Genomic DNA, 18529 nt, shown 5'->3' on the forward strand with positions numbered 1-18529 from the left:
ATGACTAAAACTGCTCAATCGGTATGGGAAAACTGTTTGTCTTTTATAAAGGACAATATTCAAGATCAAGCATACAAAACTTGGTTTGAACCAATCAAATCAGTTGAGCTAACCGACAACGCGTTATACATTCAAGTACCAAGTAAATTTTTCTATGAATGGCTCGAAGAGCATTACGTAAAATTATTGAAAGTTGCGCTTACCAAAGAACTGGGAAAAAACGCAAAGTTACTCTATAAAATTAAAATGGAGAACACTTATGGAAATAAACAGCCGTTTACCGAGCAGCTGCCGAGTTCCAACAGAGTTCCGATGAAACCGCAAGAGGTTGACGCTCCGTTTAAAAACTTAAATCCTGAACTTAAAAATCCCTTTGTAATTCCGGGGATCAGAAATTTAAAAATTGAATCACAGTTAAATCCTAATTATAGTTTTGACAATTTCCTTGAAGGAGATTCTAATCGTTTAGCTCGTTCTGCAGGTATGGCTGTTGCCAACAAACCTGGAGGAACATCCTTTAATCCGTTATTGATTTTTGGAGGAGTTGGACTAGGAAAAACACACCTTGCACACGCTATAGGTGTGGAAGTAAAAGATAAATATCCTGAAAAAACGGTTTTATACATTTCTGCTGAGATTTTCACACAACAATATATTGATTCGGTAAAAAAGAACAATCGTAATGATTTCATTCATTTTTACCAATTAATCGATGTTTTAATTATTGATGATGTTCAGTTTTTATCTGGAAAATCAGGAACTCAGGACGTATTTTTCCATATTTTTAACTACTTGCACCAAAACGGAAAGCAGGTAATTTTGACTTCAGACAAAGCTCCTGTTGATATGCAGGATATCGAGCAACGTTTGTTATCTCGTTTTAAATGGGGATTATCTGCTGAGTTACACCAGCCGGATTACGAAACCAGAATTTCGATCTTAAAAAACATCTTATATCGTGATGGTGTTGAAATGCCGGAAGATATTATTGAATATGTAGCGCGCAACATCAAAAGTAACGTTAGAGAATTAGAAGGAGCTATTATTTCCTTAATCGCTCAGTCTTCTTTCAACAAAAAAGAGGTTACTATTGAATTGGCCAAAAGCGTTGTAGAGAAATTTGTTAAAAACGTAAAGAGAGAAATCTCTATCGATTATATTCAAAAAATTGTATCTGATTACTTTCAGCTTGACATTGAAACACTCCAATCGAAAACCCGAAAGAGGCACGTGGTACAGGCGAGACAATTGGCCATGTTTTTTGCAAAGAAATTCACAAAAGCTTCTTTGGCAAACATTGGCTCACAAATTGGAGATCGCGACCACGCCACCGTATTACACGCTTGCAAAACAGTTGATAATTTAGTTTCTACAGACAAACAATTCAAAAAATTTGTCGAAGACATTAACAAAAAACTAACGCTATAAACGCGCACCATGCCAGTAAAAATCTTAATGGTTTGTTTGGGGAACATTTGTAGATCCCCTTTAGCTGAAGGTATTTTAGCTTCAAAATTGCCCAAAAATAATTTCATCGTTGACTCAGCCGGAACCGGATCCTGGCATGTAGGCCACTCCCCTGACAAACGATCTATAGCAGTTGCCAAAAAAAACGGCCTTGACATTGGAAACCAAAAAGGAAGACAATTCAAAACTGCTGACTTCACTACTTTTGATTACATCTATGTGATGGATTCTTCGAATTATGACGACGTTATCAAACTGGCTCAGAACGAAGCACAAAAAAATAAAGTTTGTTTAATTTTAGACGAATTATTTCCGGGCGAAAATGTAGATGTCCCGGACCCCTACTTCGGTGTCACCAACGGATTTGATAATGTATATCAAATGTTAGACGAAGTAACCGATATCATTTCGAAGAAACTTATCGAAAAACACTTATAAGTTCTTCTTTTCCTAACAACATAAAAAGACAGACATGAAACTTCTCGGAAAACTTTATTTAATTCCAACAACAATGGGTGAAAGCGATCCGATGGATGTTTTACCTCAAACTGTTAAAAGAAGTATTGATTTTATAGACCACTATATTGTTGAAAACGAAAAAACGGCTCGTAAATCAATAAAAGCGGTATCTCCAGAGAAAAAACAATCCGAACTAATTCTTTTTACGCTTAACAAACGTACAGAGCCAAGCGAGCATTTAGACTTCATCAAACCTTTACTCGAAGGAAAAAATGTGGGTTTAATGAGCGAAGCAGGTTGTCCCGGAGTAGCCGATCCAGGTGCTGTAATTGTAAAATTGGCGCATGAAAAAGGAATTCAGGTAGTACCATTGGTTGGTCCGTCCTCTATTTTGTTAGCCATGATGGCTTCTGGTATGAACGGCCAAAGTTTTACTTTCAACGGCTATTTACCAATTAATAAAGACGAGAAAAAATCGGCATTAAAGTATTTTGAAAAACTGTCTCAGGATAAAAATCAGTCGCAGCTTTTTATTGAAACACCTTATAGAAACAACAAATTAGTCGAAGACATTTTGCAAATTCTGAATCCTTCTACGCATCTGTGTATCGCAACCGATATTACATTACCAACTGAATTCATCAAAACGATGCGTGTTTCGGACTGGAAAAAATTAAAAGTAGATTTACACAACAGACCAACCATTTTTATCATCCATAAAATGTAAAATTGACTTCTAAATCTTATTTATGAAAAAACTATCCGTTCTGTTATTCCTTTGTTTGACACATTGTTTTTCCTCTTCTGACACTAAAAAAGTATCAAAAAACACAACCGCAGAACAAAATGTTGCTACAGCTACTGACGATGAAAATACTGTTTCAGAAATAGATACCCATACAGACGATAGTGAAATTCAAATAAAAGAAGACACCACCTTTGAAGATACTAATGTTTACATGACACTAGAAGCATTAGATGTTAAACCCGAATTCCATGGCGGCTTAAATAAATTTCACAAATTTGTTAACGAAAATTTTATAAAACCCGTTGAAGAGCCAACATTAGAAGGAAAAATACATATTACCTTTGTTATCGAAAAGGATGGTTCGTTATCAGATATAAAAATAATAAAACATCTTGGCTTCAATACAGCAAACGAAGCTATCCGTGTTCTAAAACAATGCCCAAAATGGATTCCCGGAGAGCTCAATCACAAAAAAATAAGAGCTTTTAAAACTGACTCTATTATCTTAAAATAGTTCTTTCATATATCACTCACAAGTTTCCCCTAACCAAACTTCAACATGAGTAAACTCCCAAACATTACCACCAGTATTTTTACAGTCATGTCTAAAATGGCAACGGAACACAATGCGATTAATCTATCACAAGGATTTCCAAATTTTCCTGTAGACGAAAGATTAACAGACATACTGGCAAAACTGACAAAAGAAAACGTGCACCAATACACTCCAATGGCCGGTTATCCGCCATTGATGGAGCAAATCGCAAAATTGGTTCACACCTCCTATAACCGAATCATCAGGCCCGAAACCGAAATTCTGGTTACGGCCGGAGCTACTCAGGGAATTTTTACTACCATACTGGCTTTGGTAAAAACAGGGGATGAAGTCATTATCTTAGATCCGAGTTATGATTCGTATGAATCTCCGGTTTTATTGTGTAATGCAAAACCAATTCGTGTTGCGCTAAATGACGATTATACGCCTAATTGGGAAACGATAGCAAAAGCCTGTTCTTCAAAAACGAAGATGATTATCATCAATAATCCGCACAATCCGACAGGGAAAATTTTGACTAAAGATGATTTTCTTCAACTTGAAAAATTACTGGAGAAACACCCTGATATACTGGTATTATCTGATGAAGTTTACGAATACATCACTTTTGAAGAAAAACACATTTCGGCACATACCAAAGAATTTCTTTTAAATCGCTGTATAATGGTTTCTTCTTTCGGAAAATCTTTTCACATTACCGGCTGGAAAATTGGCTATACCGTTGCTCCGGAACATTTAATGAAAGAGATCAAAAAAGTACATCAATTTTTGGTTTTTAGCGTAAATAGTATTTCGCAAGCTGCTATCAGTCAGTATTTAGATGTTGTGGATATCATCCTGCTTGGGAAATTCTATCAGGAAAAAAGAGATTATTTTCAGAAACTGCTTCAAAACAGCCGATTTGAATTGAAACCGTGCGAAGGAACTTATTTTCAGGTCGCTTCTTATGCCGGCATTTCAAATGAAGACGATGTTACTTTCTGTAAAAATTTAATCACGGAACATGGCGTTGCCGCAATTCCAATTTCTTCTTTCTATTCCGATCACAAAGATCAAAAGCTAATACGTTTTTGTTTTGCCAAAGACAATGCTACCCTCGACGCAGCTGCAAAAAAACTATGTGATATTTAAAGTTTATCAAAAATTTATAACATTATTATGCGTGCATCCTATTTATTTAATTAATATTGTAATAAAAAGAAAATCATATGAGCTATACAGATAAAATGTTAAGAGATGACGCTTTAAAAGGCAAAGTCATTGTTGTTACTGGCGGAGGAAGCGGTTTAGGAAAAGCTATGACCAAATACTTCTTAGAATTAGGGGCTCAGGTAGCCATTACTTCAAGAGATTTAGATAAGCTTAAAAATACTGCTACCGAGCTTGAAGCCGAAACCGGAGGAAAATGTTTACCGCTTCAATGCGACGTTCGTCACTATGAAGAAGTGGAGAATATGCTTCAGGAAGTTTTAAAAACTTTTGGAAAAGTGGATGTTCTTTTAAACAATGCTGCCGGAAATTTCATCTCTCCAACAGAACGTTTATCTGCCAATGCTTTTGATACTGTTATTGATATTGTATTAAAAGGATCTAAAAACTGTACGCTAGCCTTTGGCAAACACTGGATCGATACCAAACAAACCTCTGCTACAATTTTAAATATTGTAACGACTTATGCCTGGACAGGATCTGCATATGTAGTACCAAGTGCGACTGCAAAAGCAGGAGTTTTAGCTATGACTCGCAGTTTGGCAGTGGAATGGGCAAAATACGGAATCCGTTCTAACGCAATTGCTCCAGGGCCTTTCCCTACAAAAGGAGCCTGGGACCGACTGTTACCGGGAGATTTGGCCGAAAAATTCGACATGGCAAAAAAAGTACCATTGAAACGCGTAGGCGATCATCAGGAACTGGCTAATCTTGCCGCTTATTTAGTTTCCGATTTTTCAGCTTATGTAAACGGAGATGTTATTACAATTGATGGTGGCGAATGGCTAAAAGGTGCGGGACAATTTAATCTGCTGGAAGCAATTCCTGAAGAACTTTGGGACCAGCTTGAAATGATGATTAAAGCAAAAAAGAATAAATAATTACAAGTGCTTACTAAATTCAGAATACTTTTTTAAAACTATACTGATTGCACAAAATCCCGATGGCCTTGCTATCGGGATTTTTTTTGTATAACTAACTAAAGCTCATAATACCAAAATGGCAGTAGAGGTATGCCTGTACGCATTTCCCTATATCACGTCCCTCATAGGAAAATCAAAATTGCGATTTGATTTACACAATTCACAATTTATCCAACCAATCCGTGATCTCTATTAAACTTCTGCTTATAAACTCAATTTTACAGTTCGGATTCCATTATCAATCCAGTTAAATTATTATTTTTGCCGTACAAATATATAACACAAATTTTATGCTCATTATTGGACTTGCAGGAGGAACAGGAAGTGGAAAAACAACAGTAGTACACCAAATCATGAATGAATTACCGGACACTGAAGTGGGCGTAATTTCTCAGGATTCGTATTATAAAGAGACTACCAATTTGTCGTTTGACGAAAGAGCATTAATCAACTTTGACCACCCGCGTGCGATAGATTTTGAATTACTGGTAAAGCACCTTAAAGCACTAAAAGCTGGCGAAACTATCGATCAGCCTGTATATTCTTTCATACAGCACAATAGAACTGATGATACGGTTTCAACTCACCCGAGAAAAGTTATGATTGTTGAAGGAATTTTAATTTTAACAAATCCAGAATTACGTGATCTTTTTGACATTAAAATCTTTGTTCACGCAGATTCAGACGAAAGATTAATCAGACGTTTAAAAAGAGACATCTCAGAACGTGGACGTGATATTGACGAAGTTTTAACACGTTATCAAAACACTTTAAAACCAATGCACGAACAGTTTATAGAACCTTCCAAAGCTTTCGCGGACATTATCATTCCAAACGACAAATACAATACCGTTGCAATTGATGTTGTCCGGGCTGTAATTAATCAACGAATTTTATAATTTTTATTGTAAATTTATTGCATCAAAATTAGAAGATCCATTTAATCTTTTGTGCCTTACACGGGCACAAAAGAATTATCACTTCTACCAGAATCAAAAACACCAATCGAAATTACACAATACAAGCGGTTAAATAAAAACTAAAATGAAAAATCCATATAAAAACAAAAAATGGTTCAAACTCCTGGGAAACAAATATGTTTGGGTGTTATTATTTTTTGTAGTATGGATGTTATTCTTAGATAATTATTCTTATTTTGATCATCGTTTTCTGGACAACCAAATCCACGAATTACAAGACAATAAAAAATACTATCAGGACGAAATAAAAAAAGATCAGGAACAGATCAAACAGCTTAAAAATCCTGAACAAATAGAGAAATATGCCCGCGAGAAGTACTTTATGAAAAAAGACAGCGAAGATATTTACATCATCCAATTTGAAGGAGACACCATTCAAGATAAAGAATAACCCGAAAAAATACCCAATGGCCACTACCCTATTCGACGATTTTAACCCGATTTCATCCAAACAATGGAAACAAAAAATTCAGTTTGAATTAGATGGAGCCGATTACAACCAAACTGTAATTTGGAATTCTCCCGAAGACATTCAGGTAAAACCATTTTACCACAGTGATGAATTCACAAAAGCTGCAACTGTACAAACTCAAGCTTCAAACTTTAAAATTTGCCAAAACATTTTTGTTTACGATATCGAGAAATCGATTCAAAGAGCTATCAATACACTTGAAAGAGGTGCTGAAAGCTTACGATTTACAATCGAAAACGAAACCACTGATATTGAAAAATTACTGGAAGCACTCCCTTTAGAAAATAGAATCGTTTACTTTAATTTGAATTTTATTTCAATCGATTTCGCACAACTATTAGACCGTATTTCAATTCAAAAGAAAGCGATTTTCTACTGTAACATTGACCCTATTGGTCATTTGGCGAGAGAAGGAAACTGGTTTACAACAGGCGAGAAAAGCAATTTTGAGACCCTCGAAAAAATATCAAAAACTGTATCCAATATTTCCATTTTAAGCATCGATTCCGGTTTATATCAAAATTCCGGCGCTAATATTACACAACAAATCGCTTACAGTTTAGCACATGCTAACGAATACCTGAACCGATTTCCCAATTCTTCCCAACCGATTGTTTTTGAAGTCTCAGTAGGAACCAATTATTTCTTTGAAATTGCCAAGCTTCGTGCATTGCGAATGCTTTTCAACTTAATAGCCGCTGAATACAATTCCGGTTTAAAATGTCATTTATTGGTCACTCCAACCAAACGAAATAAAACGATATACGACTATAACGTCAACATGCTGCGTACCACAACAGAATGCATGTCGGCTATTTTAGGCGGTGCAGATGCTGTAGTCAACTTACCTTACGATTCTTTGTACCATAAGGACAATGAATTTGGTGACCGAATTGCCCGCAATCAATTGCTGGTTTTAAAACACGAAAGTTACTTTGACAAAGTCGACAATCCGGCAGATGGAAGTTATTACATTGAAAGCCTGACTCTACAGCTGGCCGAAAAAAGCTTAGCCTTGTTTAAAGACATCGAAGCAAACGGAGGTTTCTTAAAACTTTTGAACGACGGATCAATCAAAAAGAAAATCCAGGAAAGTGCCGCAAAAGAGCAGGAATTGTTCGACTCTAAAAAAGAAATTTTGTTAGGTACGAACAAACATCCGAACAAAGAAGACAAAATGAAACATGATTTAGAATTGTTTCCTTTCGTGAAAGTAAAACCAAGAAAAACATTAATTACTCCAATAATAGAGAAAAGACTGGCTGAAAAACTCGAGCAGGAACGTCTAGAACTTGAATAAACTTTTAAAGTAATTAATTAAATCATACAACGAAGAGTCTCCATGATTAGAAAAGACCTTACACATATTACATTAGATGTCGACAGTGCAAAGTTAGACGTACAGAAGCCTGACTCAGAATCCCCACTTCAGAACTTCACAACAGCTGAAGGGATTGAGCTCAAAAAAAAGTACGCTGACAAAGATATTGAAGATTTAGAGTTCCTGAATTTCGGAGCCGGATTTGCACCCAATTTGCGCGGACCTTATGCTACAATGTACGTGAGACGTCCGTGGACGATTCGTCAATATGCAGGATTTTCGACCGCAGAAGAAAGTAATGCTTTTTACAGAAGAAATTTAGCTGCCGGACAAAAAGGACTTTCCATTGCTTTTGACCTACCAACCCATCGAGGTTATGATTCAGATCATGAGCGGGTAGTTGGTGATGTTGGAAAAGCCGGAGTAGCAATCGATTCTGTCGAAGACATGAAAGTATTGTTTGATCAGATTCCACTAGACGAAATGTCGGTTTCGATGACGATGAATGGAGCCGTTTTACCTATTATGGCTTTTTATATTGTTGCTGCCGAAGAACAAGGTGTATCTATTGAAAAATTATCCGGAACCATCCAAAACGATATCCTGAAAGAGTTCATGGTACGTAATACTTACATTTACCCACCAACTCCTTCGATGAAAATCATCGCTGATATTTTTGAATTTACGAGCAAAAAAATGCCAAAATTCAATTCTATTTCTATTTCTGGATATCACATGCAGGAAGCCGGTGCTACTGCCGATATTGAATTGGCTTATACCTTGGCAGATGGTCTTGAGTATATCAGAACCGGACTTTCAACGGGAATGACTATTGACGATTTTGCTCCAAGATTGTCTTTCTTTTGGGCCATTGGAATGAATCACTTTATGGAAATTGCCAAAATGAGAGCCGGTCGAATGATTTGGGCAAAATTAGTACAACAATTCAATCCTAAAAGTGACAAATCTTTAGCCCTGAGAACACATTGTCAAACCAGTGGCTGGAGTTTAACAGAACAGGATCCTTTTAACAATGTAGCCAGAACTTGTATCGAGGCCACAGCGGCAGCCTTTGGCGGAACACAATCACTCCATACAAATGCGCTAGATGAAGCTATTGCTTTACCAACTGATTTCTCGGCAAGAATTGCCCGAAACACGCAAATCTTTCTACAGGAAGAAACTAAAATCACCAAAACGGTTGATCCGTGGGGAGGAAGCTATTATGTAGAAAGCCTTACCGATGAAATCCTGAAAAGTACCTGGAAACTGATTGAAGAAGTCGAGGAACTAGGCGGAATGACAAAAGCCATTGAAGCCGGAATTCCGAAATTAAGAATCGAAGAAGCAGCAGCAAGAAAACAAGCAAGAATAGACAGCGGACAAGATATAATTGTAGGTGTAAATCAATATCGTTTAGAAAAAGAAGATCCTTTGCATATTCTGGATGTTGACAACCAAATGGTACGTAAACAGCAAATCGATCAGCTTACAACAATTAAAGAAACAAGAGATACTGAAAAAGTAAATCAATCACTCGAAAAATTAATTCATTGTGCAAAAACCGGAGAAGGAAACTTATTAGCGATTGCAATTGAAGCCGCCCGAAACAGAGCGACTTTAGGAGAAATTAGCGATGCTCTTGAAAGTATATTCGGCAGATTCAAAGCACAAATTAAATCCTTTAGCGGTGTGTATAGTGCAGCAATAAAAAACGACGAGAATTTTGAAAAGGCAAAACAATTAGCAGATGCCTTTGCCAAACAGGAAGGAAGACGTCCGAGAATTATGATTGCAAAAATGGGTCAGGACGGACATGACCGAGGCGCAAAAGTAGTGGCTACGGGTTATGCCGATGTAGGTTTCGACGTAGACATAGGTCCGCTTTTCCAGACGCCAGCTGAAGCTGCCAAACAAGCTGTTGAAAATGACGTTCACATTCTAGGTGTTTCATCACTCGCTGCCGGACACAAAACTCTGGTACCTCAGGTAATTGAAGAACTTAAAAAACACGGACGAGAAGATATTATGGTCATAGTGGGAGGAGTAATTCCGGCACAGGATTACCAATTTCTCTTTGATGCCGGAGCAGTAGCTGTATTTGGTCCAGGAACAAAAATTAGTGAAGCTGCTATTAAAATTTTAGAAATTTTAATAGATTAAAATGTAATATACAAAAGATAAACTAATTCCAAGAGAGACAAATGTCTCTCTTTTTTTATCCAGTATTTTCAATTTTCACTCCAACGAAAAACCTTTAACCTTTATCAGAGTCCTACTGTCATTTGAAATGACACATAGCGACAATTCACATCTAAAATATCATTCAATATTATCAATTAAAAGCAAGCATAAAAAAACCTGCTTTAAAAAGCAGGTTTCTTATAAAATTTACATTTTTTTAATGCTGTATTGTAGCGTTACTATCGGCTTCAATATAAGAAAGATCGTAACCTGCAAAGGCTTTCAGGTAACTTTTTAATGAAGTTCCGTAGGCATCTCTAAAGTGTTGGCCTCCTTTGTTCTTAAAAAAGTTTTTAACTGAACCGGCACCTCCAAGATGTGCAGCAGCTAAAATACCAGATTCGGTAATTTCAATACCATTGATCACTTTCCCTTCATACCTTTCAATTTCATTACGCAAAATCCACTTGTTCTTAGACAATAGCGCAATAAATGCTTTTTCTTGTAAGGCAGGATCTTTTAAAAAGGCTTTGTTGTTTCGAACACCTATGGCTCTCAGTGCCTGAGTCCCAAATTGATATTTTCCCATATAACCAAGTGAATTTACCAAACGATATTTTCCTTGAGATTCTTTAAAAGCGACGGCCTCTTTGAAACCAATAAGACGCTTTCCGGTAAATGGGGTGTTTAATTTGTGTAAGGTAGGATAATCATCCTCTTCCTGCGATGGAAATAAGTATTCAGATCCATCTGTTTTTTCTATTAGAAACCACGGTTTGGTTTCCAGATTAAAGGGTTTAAAACCCAAAGTCAAAAATGTAATAATAACGATCAAACTCGCATAAAAATACCACTTCTTTATCATAAATTGTTTTTCTTCAAAACGCTGTCACCTTTTTGAAATTTCTACGGTGCAAAGGTAATAAAAAACAAACAATATTGATAATCAACAAGTTAAGGTTTTCTAAAAATAGAAGGCATGTGCTTTAAGCCCTTTATTGGCGGAGTATTCGAGAGTTGGAGCCGGAATTTTTATCGTGTTAAAAACGGAAAAAATAGTTTTCAAAAAATGTGATTTTGTTTCAATTTTCGTCAAATCCACATCAAAACTAAGATAAATCTGACGAAATCTTTCAGGATTTTGAGCTAAATCGGGATTATCTTTTTGTAAATTTCCTGTTAACATTCCATCCGCTCCATAACCAAAAGCCAGATTTAACCACTTTGGGATTTTGCTTTGTTTTGCAAAAGAATGAAGGTTTACAGAAAGCCAATAAGTCTGCCCGTTGTAATCTTTTAAGACCTGTTCGTTTAACGAACTTCCCAATACCTTAGGTCTTAAATTTGCGTAATGTGTAGTGTGAAAAGAGAATTTTGGAGTAATGCGCTGTTCTTTCCAAAGTAATTCCTGAGAAACATATAAGGCAGTACCTGTTGCATTGGCAATAATATCTCCTGAAGAAGCACCCCATTCGGCCGAAAAGCCATCCAAAACTTCAACAGCAGTTAAAAAGGCAAAACCTAAACCTGCTCCATAAATCAGTTGCTTTTTTTGATTGGCACCACTCCAGTTCATCATTTCAGCTCCAAACCTACCTAAATGATACGCAGAATACATATGCCCTACTTTATCCATCTGAAGCCATTCGTTATTATCATTTATAAAATGAAAATTAGAACGAGGATAATCAGCATACCAAAGCTGGTTTAATCCTAGTAATGTTACTGAAGCCAAAGTAGCTTCAGTAACGATAACTGTATTTTGTCGCTTATTATTTAAAGTGTCCGAAGGCGTTAAAAAACTTTCGAACCTGCTTTGGGCGTTCACAGAAAAAACACCCGGCAACATCAAAACCGATAAGAAAAATATATTTTTAAAACTCAAAACTATCTTGTTACGCCCTGACTGGCAATCCAGTCTGAATATTTTTTTGCATTTACATTATGCTCGGCCAAAGTAGAAGCAAACTCGTGGTATCCAAAGCGTTCAACACTGGCACAAAAATAAATATAATCGTTTTTTTCCGGATTTAAAACGGCTTCCAGAGCTGTAATATCAGGCATAGCGATTGGTCCTGGGGGAAGTCCAATATTCACATAGGTATTGTATGGAGATTTCATAATCAAATCGTTATAAAACACTCTTTTGATTACCTGATCGAAATTATTGTCTTTTAGTTTTAAAGCATAAATTACGGTCGGATCTGCCTGTAGTGGCATTTCTAAACGCAAACGATTCAAATAAACACCGGCAATACGGGGTCTTTCATCTTTTTTTACTGACTCTTTATGAACGATCGAAGCTAAAATAGTAACCTGAACCGGAGTTAATCCCTGTTTTTTTGCTTTTTCAATTCTCTCAGCAGTCCAGAAATTATGGTATTCCTTGATCATTTTATCACGAAACTTCTCTGCAGAAGTATTCCAGTAAATTTCATAAGTATTTGGAATAAACATGGCAAAGACATTGTCTTCGTTGAAACCGTTTGCTGCTAAAAATTCCGGATCTTTAAAGGCTTTCATTAAAGATAAACTATCGGCCTCGATTTCAGAGCCTACTCTTCCGGCAAAATTTTCCAATCTCTCCTGATTATTAAAAGCTAATTTTACCGGAACATTAGAACGCATAGCACGAACCAAATCCATATTGTTCATGTCTTTTTTAAGCAAAAAACGACCTGGCTTTACATTTTCAGGATAACTTCTTTTGTTAGCCACCATTTCAAAATCTTCAAAATTCTTGATATAGGGCTCCAATATTTTCTTCACATCGGTGTAATTCGCTCCCGTTGGAACATACACGTACAATTCTTTCTCCTCGAATTTGGTATTGGCACTGAAGATTTTACTAATTAAAATAAATCCGTAAATCATTAAAACTGAAATTACGGCAACAGCAGTTAACGTGATGATTTTTTTTATGCTCAAAGTTTTAAATTTAAATTTGTTTGTTAATTAACTGAAACATTGCTTCGTCCTGATACTGGTTGTGGAGCAAAATCCAATCTTTCTTAATTCCTATTTTCTCAAAGCCAAATTTAGTAAAAAGAGCTACACTTGGTGCATTTCCCACAGCAATATTTGCATATAATTGGTGCAAATTTAAATTGTGAAATGCATAGTTAATTAAAAGCCCTAATGCCTCAGATCCAACTTTTTGATTTCTGTTTTCATCCTTTTGAATGACAATTCCAATACCTGCTCTGTTATTTTTTGGATCAAATTCAAACAAGTCAATTAATCCAATCGCCGGAAAGTCCTGATCCTGACAAATAGCCAAACGCAATTGCTTGGCTTCATAAATATCCTGTTGTGCATTTTCAAGATATTGGCGTATCAAAAACCTACTGTAAGGTGTCTGTGTGTTACTCACTTCCCAAATGCTTTCATCATTTTCCATGGCATACACAAACTCCAAATCATTAGGTTCTAATGCACGCAGATAAATCGAATCGCCTTTGAGTGTTATCATGTAATTTTAGATTTTAGATTGCTGATTTTTGAATGGTCTTTGTGCTCTTTGTGATTAAATTTCAATAGTTCCTTTGAAAACAAATTTAGCAGGTCCTGTCAAGAAAACATTGGTAAAATGATCTCCTGATTTGTCAAAAGAAACCACCAGTTTACCGCCTTCAACATTCAAATGAATTGAAGTTTCATTTGTTAAACCAATAGCATTCATCGCGATTGCTACTGCGGTTGCTCCTGTTCCGCAAGCCAAAGTTTCATCTTCAACACCTCTTTCATAAGTACGCAATGAAAAAGTACTGTCGTCTACTTTTTTCACAAAATTAATGTTACTTCCTTTTTCTCCGTATAACTCGCCATAACGAATTGCCGCACCATTTTCTTTCACATTGTACTGCTCTAAATCATCCACAATCTGCACATGATGTGGCGAACCAGTATTTAAAAAAGTATAAGAATCATTCTTTTGCACTTCATCAACATCAATCATCTGCAATGAAATAATAGCATCCTCCCCTACCGAAGCATGATGCAAACCGTCGGTCGCAATAAAAGTAGTTTTATCTTCAATCACCCCCAATTGATTAGCAAAAGCGACCAGACAACGACCACCATTTCCACACATCGAACTCTGATTTCCATCTGAATTATAATAGACCATTCTAAAGTCGGTTTCCGCATCATTTTCTAACAAAATAAGTCCATCCGCACCTATCCCGAAACGCCTGTCGCACAAGCGTTCAATCAATTTAATATTTTCTTTTGGGAAGAACTCTGATCGGTTGTCAATCATAACAAAATCGTTCCCTGTACCTTGGTATTTATAAAATTCTATTTGCATTTTTTTTACATTAATAATCACAAAAGTACGAACAAATAATTAATGAAATGTTAATCAATGTTAAAGAGCGTTAAACCGTTTTATCAAATAATTTTTTGAAGTATTTTTACGTTAAAATAACCAATAATATAAACTGTAATATGAAAAGATTTTCAACCTTATTTTTAGTTTCACTACTTAGTGGTGCAACTACCCTTGGTGCTTACAAATTATTATTTGAAAGCAACAATTCTTTTTTTGGAAGAGGAAATTCTGTTGTTACTCTTGCCCCAAATTCATTTGGAAGAAACGTAGCCTTATCTGCCGAAACGGTTGATTTTACAGCAGCCGCAGATAAAACCATTCACACTGTGGTTCACGTAAAAAATGTTTCGCGAAGAACAGTCAGCAACCCAATGATGGAATTTTTCTACGGTTACGGAGGTCAACAGCAACAAGAGCAAGTTGGAACCGGATCCGGAGTTATCATTTCGGAAGACGGATACATTGTAACCAACAATCATGTGATTAAAGATGCTACAGAAATCGAAATCACTTTAAACAATAAAAAGTCATACAAAGCTAAATTAGTTGGTACCGATTCTAAAATGGATATTGCCTTACTAAAAATTAATGCTGATGAGAAATTACCTTATACCGCTTTTGCCAATTCTGATTCTGTAAAAATCGGAGAATGGGTTTTGGCAGTAGGGAATCCGTATAATTTAACTTCTACTGTTACAGCCGGAATTGTTTCGGCAAAAGCCAGAAATCTGGATACAAACGGAATCCAGTCTTTCATTCAGACCGATGCCGCAGTAAATCCCGGAAATAGCGGTGGTGCCTTAGTAAATACCAGAGGCGAACTGATTGGTATTAACACAATGATATCTTCGATGACAGGTTCCTATGTAGGCTATTCGTTTGCCGTTCCGTCTAATATCGCCCGAAAAATAATCGAAGACATTATGGAATTCGGGAATGTACAAAGAGGTATCTTGGGTGTTGAAGGTGGCGAATTAAACAGTACCGCTTCTAAAGAATTAGGAATTACAGAAACACAAGGTTTCTACATTAGCAAAGTATCCAAAAATTCCGGCGCTGAAAAAGCTGGGCTTGGTAAAGGGGATATCATCGTTAAACTTGACGACCAAAATATTGCAACTTATGCAGATTTATCAGGTTACATCAACACAAAACGCCCGAATGATGTCGTTAAGGTAACCTATATCAAAGATGGAAAAACCAAAACAGTACCGGTAACTTTAAGTAAAAATGAATTTTTCAGTACCGAGTTTAAAGGAATCGAATTAGAAAATATCGATGCTTCGGATAAAAAGAGATTCAAAATTGATTATGGTGTAAAAATCAGAAGTATAACCAACGAAAATTTAATGCAGTATCAAAATGAACTGCAAGGCAATATCATCTTGAGTATTGATAATGTAAAAGCAACCAATATAGAAACGGTTTCTAAACTTTTAAACAGAAAAAATGACGGACAAAGTGTACGTCTTGAAATGATTAGTAAATCGGGTGAAATTCTCCGAATTATTATTTAAGTTTCCCTTTTGCAGTCTCAGTTTTCAGTCTCGATTTACAGTTTGTTTTCCATTGGAAACTGCCAACTGAGACTGAAAACTCATAAAAAAGTCATCTTAGAAATAAGGTGACTTTTTTGTTTTCCTTCACAAATGAACTCCCATTTTCATTATCATAAGCTCATTTTTTAACTAATTAGGAAAAAATATTTTTTATACAAATTTCAAAAATAAATCATAAAACAGTTTACGAAATCGATTGAAATGGGTACTTTTGCGCAAAATTTAAAAATATTCGTGTATTTATTTTTTCAATTTAATCAATTATGAGCAAAAAATCTTTGTACCAAAAAGAGGTATCATTACAAGTCGACCGAAGAAGAGCTGGTGTCGAATTAATTAAAATCATAAGCGATTTATGGTATGACAAATCCATTGAGATGGTTCTTTTCAAAAACCAATTACTGGATCAAAATGTCAGCGATATTATCAATTTGCATCAATATGCCGGTGAATTTGTAGGCAAGCCTATCACCATTTTTGATTCAGTTGAAATCGCCAGAGTAGTTTTATCTTTAGATCTTCCACCTGCAAAATTAGATCTTGGAAAACTAACTTATGAATATCGTTTGGAAGATGAAAAATATCCTGATGCGCGATATTTTGTAATCGACAAATTGAAAGAAGCAAAATCTTCTGAAGAAATTCAGCCAAAAGATGTTGTTTTATATGGTTTTGGAAGAATTGGCCGTTTATTAGCCAGAGAATTAATGTCTAAAACCGGAAAAGGAAATCAATTGCGACTGAGAGCGATTGTTACCAGAGATAAAAATGACGCTTCGACATTAGAGAAAAGAGCTTCTCTTTTAAGATACGATTCAATACATGGAGATTTTCAGGGGTCTGTTACAGCCGATCCAAAGAACAATGCATTAATTATCAACGGAACCACCGTTCATATCATTACAGCAAATTCACCGGAAGAAATTGATTATACTTTATACGGAATCAATGAGGCCTTAGTTATTGACAATACCGGAGCTTTTACAACAGAAGAAGCTTTAAAAAGACACTTAACTTCTAAAGGAGCCAGTAAAGTTTTATTGACTGCACCTGGAAAAGGAGTTCCAAATATCGTTCACGGAGTAAACCACAACGAGTACAATCCTGATGAAATTGATATTTTCTCTGCTGCATCCTGCACGACAAATGCTATCACACCAGTATTAAAAGCTGTTGAAGATACTTTAGGAGTAGTAAAAGGACACTTAGAAACTATCCATGCCTATACAAACGACCAGAATTTGGTTGACAATATGCATAAAAAATACCGTCGCGGAAGAGCTGCAGCTTTAAACATGGTCATTACCGAAACGGGTGCCGGAAGTGCTGTTGCAAAAGCATTGCCATCATTAGAAGGAAAATTAACATCTAATGCCATCAGAGTTCCTGTTCCAAATGGTTCATTGGTAGTTTTAAACTTAGAAGTTAAAAAAGCAACTTCGATCCCGGCTATCAATAAGATCATGAAGAAATACGCTTTGGAAGGCGAACTAGTAGAGCAAATCAAATATTCGTTGAATAACGAATTGGTTTCATCTGACATTGTAGGAACATCAGCCCCTTCAATTTATGACAGTAATGCTACAATTGTCTCTAAAGACGGAAAGAACATCGTATTGTACATTTGGTACGATAACGAATACGGCTATAGCCACCAGGTAATTCGTCTGGCGAAATACATTGCCAAAGTAAGACGTTTTACTTACTACTAGGATACCCCAAAACCATTAATACAGCAAAAGCCATCAAGTTTTCTTGATGGCTTTTGTATTTTAGTTTTAGTCACTTCAATTCTACTCGATTAAAACGAATCCATAGCACTTTTGTAAACTATATTGGTAAAACTGTAGTACTCTTTACCTCTGAAATTACAAAAACAGTATTGATAAGAGAAACCTCAGGAAGAACAGCTAATTTTTTCTGATGAAAATGATGAAAGCTTTCCATATCAGGAATGACAACTTTCAACATATAATCGAAGTTTCCCGAGACATAGTTACACTCAACCACTTCAGGCAGATTTAAAATAGACTGATTGAATCCTTCCGAAGTATCATAAGTCTGCTTCGTGAGGGTCACCTGACAATACACCGTTAGATTATTACCGAGTTTTTTCTTGTTTAAAATAGAGACATACTTCTCTATAACACCCTCTTTTTCAAGACGTTTCACCCTGTCATGAACCGGTGTCAGAGACAGGTTTATCTTGTTCGCAATATCCTTTAAAGTATAATGCGCATTTTCCTGTAAAAGTCGTAAGATTTTCTTGTCAATTTCATCTAAAGCCATAACGAAAACGTTTTCATTGATTAATAAAA

At 35.9% G+C, this 18529-nt stretch carries 18 protein-coding genes; 12 read left to right on the plus strand and 6 right to left on the minus strand.

All coding sequences use genetic code 11. The features are described 5' to 3' along the window. The 10 genes from dnaA (at position 1) to scpA (ending at position 10298) form a co-directional block, all read left to right on the plus strand. Entirely contained in the window at positions 1-1428 is a 1428-nt protein-coding gene (dnaA, locus tag OGZ34_RS00005) for a chromosomal replication initiator protein DnaA (protein WP_065451227.1), read from the plus strand. Positions 1429-1437: 9 nt separating this feature from the next. Then, on the plus strand, positions 1438-1905 hold the full coding sequence (locus OGZ34_RS00010; RefSeq protein WP_263361797.1) for a low molecular weight protein-tyrosine-phosphatase: 468 nt from the start codon (positions 1438-1440) through the stop codon (positions 1903-1905). A gap of 34 nt (positions 1906-1939) precedes the next feature. After that, positions 1940-2653 carry an SAM-dependent methyltransferase gene (locus OGZ34_RS00015; protein ID WP_263361798.1) on the plus strand — a complete coding sequence of 238 codons (714 nt, stop codon included), beginning with the start codon at positions 1940-1942 and terminating at the stop codon, positions 2651-2653. A gap of 22 nt (positions 2654-2675) precedes the next feature. Beyond that, positions 2676-3188 (plus strand): energy transducer TonB, encoded by a 513-nt coding sequence (locus OGZ34_RS00020; protein WP_263361799.1) that lies wholly within the window; start codon positions 2676-2678, stop codon positions 3186-3188. 45 nt (positions 3189-3233) lie between these two features. Then, a complete protein-coding gene (locus OGZ34_RS00025; protein ID WP_263361800.1) occupies positions 3234-4361 on the plus strand; it encodes a methionine aminotransferase in 1128 nt (375 codons plus the stop codon). Between the two features lie 77 nt (positions 4362-4438). Then, positions 4439-5320, plus strand: coding sequence for an SDR family oxidoreductase (locus tag OGZ34_RS00030; protein WP_263361801.1), 882 nt, complete (start codon positions 4439-4441; stop codon positions 5318-5320). A gap of 332 nt (positions 5321-5652) precedes the next feature. Further along, complete coding sequence (udk, locus tag OGZ34_RS00035; protein WP_173966195.1) at positions 5653-6261, plus strand: uridine kinase; 609 nt, start codon at positions 5653-5655, stop codon at positions 6259-6261. Between the two features lie 145 nt (positions 6262-6406). Continuing rightward, positions 6407-6733, plus strand: a complete 327-nt coding sequence (locus OGZ34_RS00040) for an FtsB family cell division protein (RefSeq protein ID WP_173966196.1) — start codon at positions 6407-6409, stop codon at positions 6731-6733. A 16-nt stretch (positions 6734-6749) separates the two neighbouring features. Continuing rightward, complete coding sequence (locus OGZ34_RS00045; protein ID WP_263361802.1) at positions 6750-8114, plus strand: methylmalonyl-CoA mutase subunit beta; 1365 nt, start codon at positions 6750-6752, stop codon at positions 8112-8114. A gap of 42 nt (positions 8115-8156) precedes the next feature. Further along, the gene (gene scpA, locus OGZ34_RS00050) at positions 8157-10298 is read left to right on the plus strand and encodes a methylmalonyl-CoA mutase (protein ID WP_263361803.1); all 2142 of its coding nucleotides are present in this window, start codon (positions 8157-8159) and stop codon (positions 10296-10298) included. 238 nt (positions 10299-10536) lie between these two features. Here scpA and OGZ34_RS00055 read toward each other — a convergent pair whose 3' ends face one another. From OGZ34_RS00055 to dapF, 5 genes are all read right to left on the minus strand, one after another. Beyond that, positions 10537-11184: a peptidoglycan-binding protein LysM gene (locus OGZ34_RS00055; RefSeq protein ID WP_173966199.1), complete on the minus strand. Its 648-nt coding sequence runs from the start codon at positions 11182-11184 to the stop codon at positions 10537-10539. 99 nt (positions 11185-11283) lie between these two features. Then, positions 11284-12204, minus strand: coding sequence for a YfiM family protein (locus OGZ34_RS00060; protein ID WP_263361804.1), 921 nt, complete (start codon positions 12202-12204; stop codon positions 11284-11286). A gap of 2 nt (positions 12205-12206) precedes the next feature. Then, a complete protein-coding gene (gene mltG / locus OGZ34_RS00065) occupies positions 12207-13247 on the minus strand; it encodes an endolytic transglycosylase MltG (RefSeq protein WP_173966201.1) in 1041 nt (346 codons plus the stop codon). A 10-nt stretch (positions 13248-13257) separates the two neighbouring features. Continuing rightward, positions 13258-13791 carry a GNAT family N-acetyltransferase gene (locus OGZ34_RS00070; RefSeq protein ID WP_263361805.1) on the minus strand — a complete coding sequence of 178 codons (534 nt, stop codon included), beginning with the start codon at positions 13789-13791 and terminating at the stop codon, positions 13258-13260. Positions 13792-13845: 54 nt separating this feature from the next. After that, on the minus strand, positions 13846-14628 hold the full coding sequence (gene dapF / locus OGZ34_RS00075; protein WP_263361806.1) for a diaminopimelate epimerase: 783 nt from the start codon (positions 14626-14628) through the stop codon (positions 13846-13848). Positions 14629-14768: 140 nt separating this feature from the next. On the opposite strand from dapF, the gene OGZ34_RS00080 reads away from it, so the two are divergent. Continuing rightward, positions 14769-16169 (plus strand): trypsin-like peptidase domain-containing protein, encoded by a 1401-nt coding sequence (locus OGZ34_RS00080; protein WP_173966204.1) that lies wholly within the window; start codon positions 14769-14771, stop codon positions 16167-16169. 305 nt (positions 16170-16474) lie between these two features. Then, positions 16475-17923, plus strand: coding sequence for a glyceraldehyde-3-phosphate dehydrogenase (locus tag OGZ34_RS00085; RefSeq protein WP_173966205.1), 1449 nt, complete (start codon positions 16475-16477; stop codon positions 17921-17923). Positions 17924-18041: 118 nt separating this feature from the next. Here the strand turns inward: OGZ34_RS00085 and OGZ34_RS00090 are convergent, their stop codons facing one another. Continuing rightward, complete coding sequence (locus OGZ34_RS00090; RefSeq protein ID WP_017498637.1) at positions 18042-18500, minus strand: Lrp/AsnC family transcriptional regulator; 459 nt, start codon at positions 18498-18500, stop codon at positions 18042-18044. Positions 18501-18529 lie beyond the last annotated feature (29 nt).

The sequence above is a fragment of the Flavobacterium collinsii genome, assembly GCF_946903285.1.
Classification (GTDB): Bacteria; Bacteroidota; Bacteroidia; order Flavobacteriales; family Flavobacteriaceae; genus Flavobacterium; species Flavobacterium collinsii.

Coding starts and splice junctions, on each gene's coding strand:
- OGZ34_RS00020 (WP_263361799.1), top strand. CDS start 2,676: ATGAAAAAACTATCCGTTCTGTTATTCCTTTGTTTGACACATTGTTTT.
- OGZ34_RS00040 (WP_173966196.1), top strand. CDS start 6,407: ATGAAAAATCCATATAAAAACAAAAAATGGTTCAAACTCCTGGGAAAC.
- OGZ34_RS00070 (WP_263361805.1), bottom strand. CDS start 13,791: ATGATAACACTCAAAGGCGATTCGATTTATCTGCGTGCATTAGAACCT.
- OGZ34_RS00045 (WP_263361802.1), top strand. CDS start 6,750: ATGGCCACTACCCTATTCGACGATTTTAACCCGATTTCATCCAAACAA.
- OGZ34_RS00085 (WP_173966205.1), top strand. CDS start 16,475: ATGAGCAAAAAATCTTTGTACCAAAAAGAGGTATCATTACAAGTCGAC.
- scpA (WP_263361803.1), top strand. CDS start 8,157: ATGATTAGAAAAGACCTTACACATATTACATTAGATGTCGACAGTGCA.
- OGZ34_RS00055 (WP_173966199.1), bottom strand. CDS start 11,184: ATGATAAAGAAGTGGTATTTTTATGCGAGTTTGATCGTTATTATTACA.
- dnaA (WP_065451227.1), top strand. CDS start 1: ATGACTAAAACTGCTCAATCGGTATGGGAAAACTGTTTGTCTTTTATA.
- OGZ34_RS00080 (WP_173966204.1), top strand. CDS start 14,769: ATGAAAAGATTTTCAACCTTATTTTTAGTTTCACTACTTAGTGGTGCA.
- OGZ34_RS00015 (WP_263361798.1), top strand. CDS start 1,940: ATGAAACTTCTCGGAAAACTTTATTTAATTCCAACAACAATGGGTGAA.
- udk (WP_173966195.1), top strand. CDS start 5,653: ATGCTCATTATTGGACTTGCAGGAGGAACAGGAAGTGGAAAAACAACA.
- OGZ34_RS00010 (WP_263361797.1), top strand. CDS start 1,438: ATGCCAGTAAAAATCTTAATGGTTTGTTTGGGGAACATTTGTAGATCC.
- OGZ34_RS00090 (WP_017498637.1), bottom strand. CDS start 18,500: ATGGCTTTAGATGAAATTGACAAGAAAATCTTACGACTTTTACAGGAA.
- dapF (WP_263361806.1), bottom strand. CDS start 14,628: ATGCAAATAGAATTTTATAAATACCAAGGTACAGGGAACGATTTTGTT.
- OGZ34_RS00025 (WP_263361800.1), top strand. CDS start 3,234: ATGAGTAAACTCCCAAACATTACCACCAGTATTTTTACAGTCATGTCT.
- OGZ34_RS00030 (WP_263361801.1), top strand. CDS start 4,439: ATGAGCTATACAGATAAAATGTTAAGAGATGACGCTTTAAAAGGCAAA.